This is a genomic window from Tychonema sp. LEGE 06208 (genome assembly GCF_015207505.1).
Classification (GTDB): domain Bacteria; phylum Cyanobacteriota; class Cyanobacteriia; order Cyanobacteriales; family Microcoleaceae; genus Microcoleus.
Map to the genome: position 1 here is coordinate 1 of NZ_JADEWT010000181.1, position 7,607 is coordinate 7,607.

The following is a 7,607-nucleotide window of genomic DNA, read 5'->3' on the forward strand; positions in this document are numbered from 1 at the left end:
CCCTCTCGATCCCCCCCAGCCCCCCTTAACAAGGGGGGAGCTAGAGCAGGCAAAGTCTTCTAATGGCAAGGGGGGAACTCCTCTGGAAGTCCCCCTTGTTAAGGGGGATTTAGGGCGATCGAACAATCAAGTAACCCTTGCATCAATAGTAGAAGAGATGCTCGATCGTTTAGATGTAGGGTTGGCAATGCTCACCCTACATCTTTTGTTGCTGACCTTAATTCAATGACACAATCTGGTGCAATGGGTGGAAATTAGAGTTTTCGTGTTTGAGGCAGGTTTCATGGGTGGATTGAGTTAGGGAAAAACTGCGGCTAACTCGAAAAATTCAGAAATTGACCTCTGGAATCGTCTTATAGGTGTAGAAGCTAAAAAGCAAAAAAAGGAGAAACAAAATCGCGCAACTATTTAAGGTACGATCACTTTATTTTATGTTCCAATAAAATTATGCGCCGATTAGCGCAGACAATTCGATTAATTTTAAGTATTATTACCGATGTCTTTCAGCGCGTCATATTACAGTCACTCAGAAATATCTCAATTAGGCAAAGATCCGACTTTTCCGACTTTACGCTCCGACTTTTCCGACTGACAGGAGCAAGGTAGGAAAGTCATGATAGAGATATGGAAAGGATGCAGCCTCAAAAAAAGAGCAACTGAATCCAATCCAAAGCTGGATAAATGCTACCTCAAAGTATAAATCGTGCCTGTAGACAAACTCCCCTAACTCATGGAACTGATTTGGTTCTTTAAAACCCTCAACAAATACATTGCCTCCTACAAATGGCAATTCATTTTACTCTTCACCTGCCTAATATTCGACGCAGCCTTTGATTCAGTCTTCCGAGCCAGCTTAAAATTTATCATCGATGCCGCCATCGTTCCCCAAAACTATAGTCTTCTGGTTCTAATCCTGTCATTGCTAGTTGTCGGAGCAATTCTATATGCCTGCATCGGTTTGCTAGGAATTTTCCTAGGAGCGCGTTTAGGCATTTTAATCACCAACAATATCCGACACTCTCTATTCGAGCATCTCCAAAGCCTTTCAATGGAGTTTTTTGGACGGCGTTCAGCCGGAGATATAGTCAATTGTCTCATCGCCGATGTCCAAAAGGTGGAAAATGGTGTAATTACAATGGGGCTGACAGTTGTTGTTTTACAACTGTCTAACTTCCTATTTTCTCTGGTTTTCCTCTTCTTCCTCAACTGGCAATTAGCCCTGCTGAGTTTAATCGGTTTAACCCTCTGCACCATTGCCCCAGCAAAAATTGCCAGCCTTGCCACCGAAGTCGGCTATAAGTTGCTGCAAAAAGAAGGACAAATTGCCAGCGTTATCGAAGAGAATATGCTCTCGCAAACCGTTGTCAAGATATTCGGGCTGGAAAACCAAATGACTGAGGATTTTTCCAGGGATTTAAATGACTTAAAACAGGTTTATGTCCGCGCAACCTTTCTCTCCTACTTAGTGCAGAAAGTTCCCATGATTGGTTTTGTCATGACGCAGCTTATCGTTTTAAGTATCGGTGCTGTCATGACATACCAGAATATCATTTCCGTAGGCACCCTTGCCTCCTTTCAAGTTTTAATGCTAGGATTGAATCTCAATATCCTCGGTTTAACTTCGTCACTGCCTGCATTGATCGATGGAGTAGCAGGGCTGCAACGCATCAGCGATATCTTATCAGAAACTCCGGCGATTCAGGATGCACCAGGTGCGATTGATTTACCTCACTTTTTCAGCGATATTAACTTTGACGATGTTACCTTTAGCTACTCCCAAGATAGAGGAGGAGTTAAAAATCTATCCCTAAAGATTCGCCAAGGAGACTTCGCGGTCTTTGTCGGTGAAAGTGGAGCAGGCAAAAGTACAATTGTCAACTTGCTGACCCGATTTTATGACCCTGATAAAGGACGCATTCTGTTTGATGGAATTGATTTGCGTCATGCAACAGTACGCTCCCTCCGTTCTCAAATCGGACTGGTTTCTCAGGATGTAATTCTCTTTAATTGCTCGGTGCGAGAAAACATCCGCATGGGCTATCTAGAAGCCACTGACGAACAAGTCGAAGCCGCAGCCAAAGCCGCCGAGATTCACAACTTTATTTTGTCCTTACCCCAAGGCTACGACACACTTGTTGGTGACAGGGGCGGACAGTTATCCGGGGGACAACGGCAAAGAATTGCTTTAGCGAGAGCTTTGGTGAGAAATCCAGCCATTCTAATTCTCGATGAAGCCACATCCGCCCTTGACCCCGCCACAGAAGCCGAAATCCTCGCCACCATCGAGCGCATCACCAAAGAACGCACGGTGATTTTCATTACCCACCGCATGGCTCATGCCTTGCGTGCGGATGTCATGTACGTGCTGGAAAACGGCAGCTTGGTTGTTAGCGGTTGACACACAGATTTGACCTGTACTGAACATTTTGGAGTTAAAAATTATGACCAGCACAAATGATTACAAATGGCTAATTCCCTCTTCTCATGGCCTTGGCTCGAAATCTATTGAAGAAGAGAAAGAGATGTGGGATAAAAGCCACGAAGATTATACCAACACCGCTTTCAGCGTCACCCAAGACCCCAAAATCTGCAAAAACTTAATCCGTCCAGAGCGTTCTCCCGGCTATGATATTCCCAACTCGCCTGATATCAAAGTCCTAATTCCCGGTGGCGGCTCGAAAATTTATCTTCAGAAAACCTTACTAGAATTTTGCCCCCAAATTGGACAAATCTACTGTACCGATTTTTCCAAAACAGCCATTGAAAAAGCACAAGCAGACTGGAAAACAGCAGATGGAGATTCCCGACTGAACAATCAGCCAATCGTGTTTGAGCAAGTAGACTCCACGCGAATCACCGAACAAAAACCGGAGTGGAACGATAAATTTGATTACGTCCTACTCGCAAATTCTGTAGTTTCCAGTGAGGATAAAACCAACCGCGAGATGATTCGGGAATTTGGAAAAGTTCTCAAGCCAGGTGGCAAGATATACGGATATTTTCCAACCACCTTATGCTTCTTAGAAATTGCCTATTTTAGTCGCAAACACGCTCACTGTGTTACAGAGGGATTTATCGATGTCTACGGCAATAAAGTTTGGGATGCTGAGTGGCAAACTGCCCAAATTTATTACACTCCCTTGCGGTTAAATCGCATCTTTAAAGAAGCGGGATTAAAACAACTCAGTTTGGAGATGCAGTTTTTGGACTATGAGCCTTTTGTTTCCATGTTTAAAGAGATGATAGCTCATGACGACCCGGATATCTTTCTCTGGCATCTTCTAGTTCGTTATGAAAAATAGGACTTAGGGATTTGGGCGAAGCATCGAGCGAGATGCTTCGTTTCACTCAGCATGACACATAGGCTTTGCGTAAGTAGGGACACGGCATTGCTTTGCGTAACGGACACGGCATTGCCCTGTCCCTACTTTGCGTAACGGACACGGCATTGCCCTGTCCCTACTTTGCGTAACGGACACGGCATTGCCGTGTCCCTACTTTGCGTAACGGACACGGCATTGCCGTGTCCCTACTGAAAAAAACCCGCCGACAAAACTGTCAGCCGTGAGTTGTGGTTGAGGTTAAACTCTAGAATATTGAAATTAATATCAATTCCGTTAGCATCGGAATGATATAAACGGAGGACACGGCAGTGCCGTTTCCCTACCACGATTGATTGTAGGGACACGTCACTGCCGTGTCCTCTATATCATAAGGAGTGCAGCCGGAATTGATATAATAGAGGTGATGAGTGCGATCGCGCGCTTGAAGAGAAATGTATCGAAATAGAAACGCGATCGCAAATTTATTTTTTATAGCCTCCGATAACTCCCCACCTCCAGATTGTTTCCCAACTACGCTTCAACTATCAGAGTAATGTTGTCAAGTCCCACGACGCTAACAACTTCACCGGGTTGCAAAGTTATTTCTCGATCGCACTTGGCCGGCCACCAACTGCTTTGAAATCGCACACTGCCGGACTGATTTGGTTTAATTTCTTCTTCAACGATCGCTCTTTGTAAATGGCTGACAGTCATGATTACTTTCTCCTGATTGTAGTTTGGCCTGAACTTTGGGATGCTATAAACTTATAGCTTGACTCCCTAACCCTTTGATTTATAACGACGCTTCAACTATTAAAGTAATATTCTCAATTCCCACCACGCGAACCACCTCACCAGGTTCAAAAGTCAGGTCTCGTTAGCGAAGCCCGCCCTAGGGGGCTACGCCAACGAAGAGGATCGCACTTCGCCGGCCACCAACTGTTTTGAAAACGAACGCGGTCGGATTCTTGAGGGCGAATTTGTTCATCCACGATCGCTGTTTCAACATCGTTAATAGACATAGCTGCTGGCTCCTGAATATAAACTCGACTTGATTTGTGCGGATGTCAGAAGCTTGTCTGTCAACTTCCCCTCCACACTTAACAATGTGACTTCTGATTATTATTTGAGCGGTCTTTACAGTCTTTTAGGCGTTTCTTACCGCATCTTAGGCGAGATAAATCAAGCGATAGAATGCCACCAAATATCGGAAATAAAAGCCACTAAATCTTTGCAAATTATAGCGAAAAGCAGTGAACCGGAAAACGGCAAACAAGCTAATCTGGAATTTTGGAAAGTTAACGCTGCAATTAAGTAGAAAGGCGTAAATATTTGTAGTTGGGATGAGGCAGGAGTCAGGAGACAGAATGCAGGAGGGATTGGGGTTTTAGCCTCATTTATCTTTCTTAACACAGTTGTGTTTTTCCCCACCGACTTACTTAATATAGGTTTTTGTCAAATAGAAATGCGGGAATTAGAATCAGCTATGGAGATATTTGTCAAGCTGAAAACTTCGCGGGACGAAATCGGGATTAACAGCTATTCGATCGATGTCGGCTTAGCTTTCCTCAACTCCTGTGTCGGAGCCAAAAAAGAGGCGGAGGATCTCGCCGAAAAACTTTATGTCGATCGGGAAAACAGTCAGTTGGTGGGTACGGGATACAAGTGAGTTTTTCTCGCCGCCACCTATCAAAACCTGGGAGAGACAGAGAAAGCTTTGAGCTTGTACCGCCAAGCGATCGCCCGATCCGACCAAAACCAGTACAGTACCATCAAAGCCAAATCTCTCAGCGGTATAGCAGCGCTGTACCGAGAAGCGGGAGAATTTGACCAAGCCCTGCAGCACCATGCAGAAGCAATAGAAATACTGGATCGAGCTAGCGCCAAATTAGACCGAGCCGAAGCTTGCTATCAACTAGCACTGACAGAACCAAAACTTGGTAATATTGAGAAAACCCAAGAAAATTTTGAGCGCGCCATTCAACTGTTCAGCGAAATGGATGCTAGCAAACAAGTAGAAAAGGTACAGTTAGCTCGCACCAAAAATTTACAAAAAATACCTAATTAACCGAGAAACAAATCAAAAAAAAGATACAATAAACTCAAACACAACCATAAAAATTCTAGACATGAAACTAAAACGATTGGGACACGTAGCCGTCTGCGTGCAAGACATCGAAAAATCTGCTGAATTCTACCGAAATTTGGGGATGGAGTTAGTGTGGAAAGATGCAGACTGGGCTTATTTGAAAGCAGGAGAGGACGGATTGGCTTTGTTGAGTCCGAGTTACGACCAAGCAGGGCCGCATTTTGGGTTTGTATTTGACGATCGCACCGAAATGGAATCCGCCTACGAACAGCTTAAATCCGAAGGTGTTTCCGTCACCCAGATTCACGAACACCGCGACGGTACAGCCTCTTTTTATGGTAGAGACCTCGACGGTAACGGTTTTGAGTATCTTTACGAACCCGCCAAAGGATGATTTTAGGGCTTGGGGGGCGATCGGCTATTAAATCCAGGTAAGGCGCGCCCCCGACCCATCCTAGGTGAAGATTGGTTGCTGTGCAGGGTTTGTAGCGCGTGCGCTGCGCTTAGTGTTGACTTGGTGGGCCAGTGGAAATCGCCTGTCGATCGGCGTTTGGGCGTTTTGATTGTAAAACCAAGATCCCCCAAGCAATTTTTTGGGCCTTAACTAATGAAAAAATCGGAACGCGAAATAATTAAGCCCTAGATTGGTGCGGAATGCACAGGCCACGGGATTGGTGCGAATCAGCTACCGGCCCGTAGCTGAAGGCCCGGAACCTCTGTAGGAGTCGCCGAATAAAGTGACGTACTGACACCAATGCTCGCGCAGTACGGTGTAAGCTCAGAATCGGAAATATATCCACAACTTCCGAACATCGGTTCGATAATCTAAAATCTAAAATCTAAAATCTAAAATCCTCATGTTGCAGAGAATACAAAGCAGAAACCGCTGGAAATCCATCTTCAAACCCTGGGAAGAATCAGATCCTTGGCTGTTTATCGCCTGCATAGGCCTCACCATCTTCGGCGGAATCATGATCCGCAGCGTCGAAATCAACCAGGGGCTGATCGACTGGTGGCGACATTGGGTAACTGGCGCAGTCGGTTTGTTCATAGCCGTAATCATTTCCCGCTGTCGCTACGAAATACTCCTTCAGTGGAAATGGCCGATTTACACAGTTATCAATTTGTCACTAATCGCAGTTCGATTTATCGGTACTACAGGGCTCGGTGCCCAGCGATGGATCAATATCGGCGGCTTTTACCTGCAACCGTCAGAATTTGCCAAAGTAGGGATGATTATCACTTTAGCAGCTCTCCTACACGACAAAACTGTCCCCACAGTCAGGGATATGTTGAAGATGCTGGCGATTATGGCCCTACCCTGGGGATTGATCTTTGCTGAACCAAATTTAGGTACTTCTCTGGTGTTTGGCGCGATCACAATGGGGATGTTTTACTGGGGTAATGTTAATCCCGGCTGGCTGATATTACTGTTTTCTCCTCTAATCTCGGTTCTCCTAAACAACTTGTCTACACCGATTTGGATTGCTTGGGTAGTCGTTGCGGGGATTATCGCTTGGCGAAGCCTACCTTGGCCTTGGTTGGGGACTTTTGCTGCTGTGCTGGTGAACGTGGTTTCGGGACACGTCGGACATATTTTTTGGGGTGTGCTTCAGGATTATCAAAAAATGCGCCTGACAGGCTTTTTAAACCCCGAGAAAGACCCTTTAGGCAGCGGATATCACTTGATTCAATCTCGGATTGCGATCGGGGCTGGGGAGCTCAAAGGCAGGGGTTTGTTTCACGGAACCCAAACTCAACTTAACTTTATTCCCGAACAGCATACGGACTTTATCTTTTCAGCGATCGGCGAAGAATTGGGCTTTATTGGCTGTATTTGCGTTCTGGTGACGTTCTGGATAATTTGTTTCCGGTTGGTGATTATTGCTCAGACTGCTAACGACAATTTTGGTTCATTGCTGGCGATCGGGGTACTGTCAATGTTAATTTTTCAGGTATTCGTAAATATTGGGATGAACATCGGCTTAGCCCCGGTGACAGGAATTCCGCTACCTTTCCTGAGTTACGGGAATGCGTCGCTGCTGAGTAACTTTCTCGCACTGGGACTGGTGGAGTCGGTAGCCAACCAGCGACAGCGCAAGAAGCGTTGGAATTAGATATAGCATTTCAAGCGAAAGATGAGGTGTGGCTTGGCATTGGGCATAGGGCATAGGGCATGGGGCATGGGGCATGGG

At 45.6% G+C, this 7,607-nt stretch carries 9 protein-coding genes and 1 pseudogene; 8 read left to right on the top strand and 2 right to left on the bottom strand.

Annotated elements, in window-relative coordinates; all coding sequences use genetic code 11:
• The 3 genes from IQ263_RS29010 to IQ263_RS27245 all read left to right on the top strand — a co-directional run.
• The coding region (locus tag IQ263_RS29010) for a hypothetical protein (protein WP_228050402.1) at positions 1 to 229 on the top strand (229 nt) is incomplete at its 5' end.
• 501 nt (positions 230 to 730) lie between these two features.
• Positions 731 to 2,398: an ABC transporter ATP-binding protein gene (locus IQ263_RS27240; RefSeq protein ID WP_194071177.1), complete on the top strand. Its 1,668-nt coding sequence runs from the start codon at positions 731 to 733 to the stop codon at positions 2,396 to 2,398.
• Between the two features lie 43 nt (positions 2,399 to 2,441).
• Positions 2,442 to 3,302: a class I SAM-dependent methyltransferase gene (locus tag IQ263_RS27245; protein WP_194071178.1), complete on the top strand. Its 861-nt coding sequence runs from the start codon at positions 2,442 to 2,444 to the stop codon at positions 3,300 to 3,302.
• A gap of 552 nt (positions 3,303 to 3,854) precedes the next feature.
• Here the strand turns inward: IQ263_RS27245 and IQ263_RS27250 are convergent.
• Positions 3,855 to 4,037 (bottom strand): NfeD family protein, encoded by a 183-nt coding sequence (locus tag IQ263_RS27250; protein WP_194071179.1) that lies wholly within the window; start codon positions 4,035 to 4,037, stop codon positions 3,855 to 3,857.
• 146 nt (positions 4,038 to 4,183) lie between these two features.
• Positions 4,184 to 4,345 (bottom strand): hypothetical protein, encoded by a 162-nt coding sequence (locus IQ263_RS27255; RefSeq protein ID WP_228050403.1) that lies wholly within the window; start codon positions 4,343 to 4,345, stop codon positions 4,184 to 4,186.
• Between the two features lie 86 nt (positions 4,346 to 4,431).
• Between IQ263_RS27255 and IQ263_RS29015 the strand changes: the two genes are divergently transcribed.
• From IQ263_RS29015 to rodA, 5 genes and pseudogenes are all read left to right on the top strand, one after another.
• Positions 4,432 to 4,641, top strand: coding sequence for a hypothetical protein (locus tag IQ263_RS29015; RefSeq protein ID WP_228050404.1), 210 nt, complete (start codon positions 4,432 to 4,434; stop codon positions 4,639 to 4,641).
• A 99-nt stretch (positions 4,642 to 4,740) separates the two neighbouring features.
• A complete protein-coding gene (locus tag IQ263_RS29020) occupies positions 4,741 to 4,992 on the top strand; it encodes a hypothetical protein (RefSeq protein ID WP_228050405.1) in 252 nt (83 codons plus the stop codon).
• Positions 4,993 to 5,007: 15 nt separating this feature from the next.
• Positions 5,008 to 5,391: pseudogene (locus tag IQ263_RS29025) on the top strand (tetratricopeptide repeat protein); the annotation flags it as partial.
• A gap of 61 nt (positions 5,392 to 5,452) precedes the next feature.
• Entirely contained in the window at positions 5,453 to 5,806 is a 354-nt protein-coding gene (locus tag IQ263_RS27265; RefSeq protein ID WP_194071180.1) for a VOC family protein, read from the top strand.
• A gap of 463 nt (positions 5,807 to 6,269) precedes the next feature.
• Positions 6,270 to 7,529, top strand: coding sequence for a rod shape-determining protein RodA (gene rodA, locus IQ263_RS27270; protein WP_194071181.1), 1,260 nt, complete (start codon positions 6,270 to 6,272; stop codon positions 7,527 to 7,529).
• Positions 7,530 to 7,607 lie beyond the last annotated feature (78 nt).